Origin of the sequence: Williamwhitmania taraxaci, from assembly GCF_900096565.1 — a bacterium.
Lineage (GTDB): Bacteria > Bacteroidota > Bacteroidia > Bacteroidales > Williamwhitmaniaceae > Williamwhitmania > Williamwhitmania taraxaci.
The window spans coordinates 1-2,666 of record NZ_FMYP01000145.1 but is presented as its reverse complement, the minus strand read 5'-3'; the positions used below and the strand labels follow the sequence as shown (position 1 = coordinate 2,666).

Sequence of the window (2,666 nt, the reverse complement as noted above, 5' to 3'; positions counted from 1 at the left end):
GACAGGGCGGTGCTACCCTTGTAAAGCACCAGTGGGATTGTCTATTCTCCTCCGGTGTGGTCATTGGAATGTTTGAGAAGGAGGAGGATGGGGCGAGTATGAACGGGCAAGATTTGCGGGATTTATTAGAAAAACTGAGAAAATCATACCTAGACAATGTTTCCGTAGAACTACCTGCCGAATATGTAATAAACACAAACCAATCTTTCGATTTTCTTTTCAAGAATCATGCGTATAAAAGTATTGCAGTTACAAATATGGCGCGTGCAAAAACAGTAAATGTAAAGGCGAGTATAGAAACGAGCGTAACCATTACCCAAACCAATTACTATGAAATAGTAATTGGTTCAGTCAAAGTTATTCTCAAGAATAAGATCGATAGCGATTATATGTATAGCTATCTGACAAATTCTTCAAGAAATATTGTTCTATTTGTGAATGGATATCGATTTGCCACTTCAACAACAGAAAACAGTGATACCGATGATAAAATTACAGAGACAGATCGATATAACTATTGGGATGGAGTTGATCAAACTTTCATAAATAGATTGGTTCCAGAACATGTTTTTTATGCCGATGGGCATATGGGTATTCGCACATCGAATCATTTTGATATGGGCAAATTCTATTGTAGTGCACGCTTAACCATTGGCACATGGCCTTCAAATTACAAGGAGGCTATTTTGAAATACGCCGACAATGCGATATCCTATTCTATTGGGGGATCATGGGTGACTAACACCGTTCTTGCTACGTGCAATGTTGTTGTTGGCTCATCAACTCTAAATATTGCGCCTAATGTTAGCGGTTTTAACGAAAGACTTGCTAAGGGTAACATTGGTGGTGTAGACTTTGTTAAAAAGCTCAAACAATCATCGTTTGTGGCAACGGATACCCTAGATATCGTTTGCCATAGTATGGGGTTTGCCTATGCATTAGGAATGGTTGATGCCGTAAAGGCAGCATTCCCGAATATAAAACTTGGAAATTTTTATATCATTGCTCCCGAAAATGCGGGAAGCGGCATGGTAAATATGAGCGACTGGATGGACGTTTGGCAATACGGTACCGACGATGAGGTTCTAAAGAATAAACCATGGCTGCAGGATGGGGTGGCTCCGCAGGTATCAGTAAAAGGGCTACCACAAACCAAGCGCGCCTTTATACCCACCGATGGCAGCGTTCCGCAGGGCTTCCTCAGCAGCCACAGTATTGGGAATTATAAGTGGATTTTTACGAAACAAACAATAGGGAGACCTGGTTATGTTAAACCTAGGAAATAGATTTTATCATGTAATTGCACTTGTCTCTATTCTTATTTTTACTTTTTCTTGCAAAAACAAGAATATTAGACAAGAAACAATTCTTTATGAAAAATATTCCAAAAGCATTGCGTTGGATGATTATAATAAATTGTTTGTGAGTGCAAATGATACATTGAAAAGTTGGAAAACCAATAATCTTCAGGATTATGAGTTTTTGAATCTGTATGCCTGTCGCATAGATTCTCTTATGTGCTTCAATTCTAGTAATAATAAATTGATTGGGGCAATTTTGGTAAGCAATGAATTTTCTTATACTAATTTTAGCGATGGCATAACTATTTTCAATGGAGTTAGAATAAAGAAAAATTGGTATTTCTTTACAGGTGCGTCTATTGTTCTGCCCCGTGAATACTACGAAAAAGACATTCACACACCTCTAAGTTTTGAGAAGTTGCACGAAATTGCCATGAAGGAGGTTTTTAGCGGCTACCTCAAAAAGAACCTACAAGGTAAATGGGAGGTAAATGAGGATTTTTTTGGCAGCATAACAAATTATGATGCATATAATTACCCCTACTCCACGCAAGACTCGTATGATAAAAGTGTGCTTAAACTGGTTAGGGCAAACTGGGAAAACCGGGGCATAAAGTAATTTTCATTAGACTTCTATCTGTTAATTGCCCCTGCTAGCCCGTACAATAAATAAACTTGCCCCCCGAGCGCGTGGACATGCTGCCCAAATGGCAAGCCGGCCTAGCGCGGCGGATTAAGGCTGTTGGTGGCATCACCTCTAGGGTAAGGAGTGGGGCAGCGTTTTTTGGTAGCGTGGGTTCTTCCTAAATACGCACAGCCTTTCAGAAAACCGCTACCTTCTGGTCACGCTCTTTGAAATTTTAGAGAAAAATATAGCCCCAGCGTATGAGTGTTTAGATTCTGTATTAGCCCTAAATAACCGAGCATTTTTTTGTTAATTTTTTTTTATTTTTACCAACGGACAAACGACCGAAGGTGACTATTAAACCGAAGGTTAGGGGCACTACTTTCTAGAATAGGTAGTGTCCTTTTTAATTTTAAAGGGCATCGAGCCGCTTTAAAATTAGGACAAACGCCCTCTTGCTCCTATTACCCGATGGTTTAAGCTGCTTTTGTTTTATGCTTTACCCTGTACTCAATTGGTGAGCAGTATTGCAGCCTGTGCAAAATCCAATCATTGTTATAGTCTTTTATAAATGTTTCCATTACCCCATTCGCCTGCTCTAACGATTCAAAAGTATTGATCTGAAACACTTGCTTTTCAAGCGTTCTGGGAAAACATATGTTGCAATTTCTGAAGATGGGAAAAAATTTAGTGGTTATCGCGAGTTATTATCTTTTAGACCTAGAGATGAATACTATACC

General features: G+C 39.2%; 3 protein-coding genes. 2 read left to right on the top strand and 1 reads right to left on the bottom strand.

The features are described 5' to 3' along the window. Together BLS65_RS18570 and BLS65_RS17525 are read left to right on the top strand one after the other, a co-directional pair. The coding region (locus BLS65_RS18570; protein ID WP_170830195.1) for a hypothetical protein at positions 1 to 1,286 on the top strand (1,286 nt) is incomplete at its 5' end. Between the two features lie 136 nt (positions 1,287 to 1,422). Further along, positions 1,423 to 1,920, top strand: coding sequence for a hypothetical protein (locus tag BLS65_RS17525; protein ID WP_125869951.1), 498 nt, complete (start codon positions 1,423 to 1,425; stop codon positions 1,918 to 1,920). A 482-nt stretch (positions 1,921 to 2,402) separates the two neighbouring features. Here the strand turns inward: BLS65_RS17525 and BLS65_RS19090 are convergent, their stop codons facing one another. Beyond that, on the bottom strand, positions 2,403 to 2,585 hold the full coding sequence (locus BLS65_RS19090) for an IS3 family transposase (protein WP_394331471.1): 183 nt from the start codon (positions 2,583 to 2,585) through the stop codon (positions 2,403 to 2,405). Positions 2,586 to 2,666: the final 81 nt, after the last annotated feature.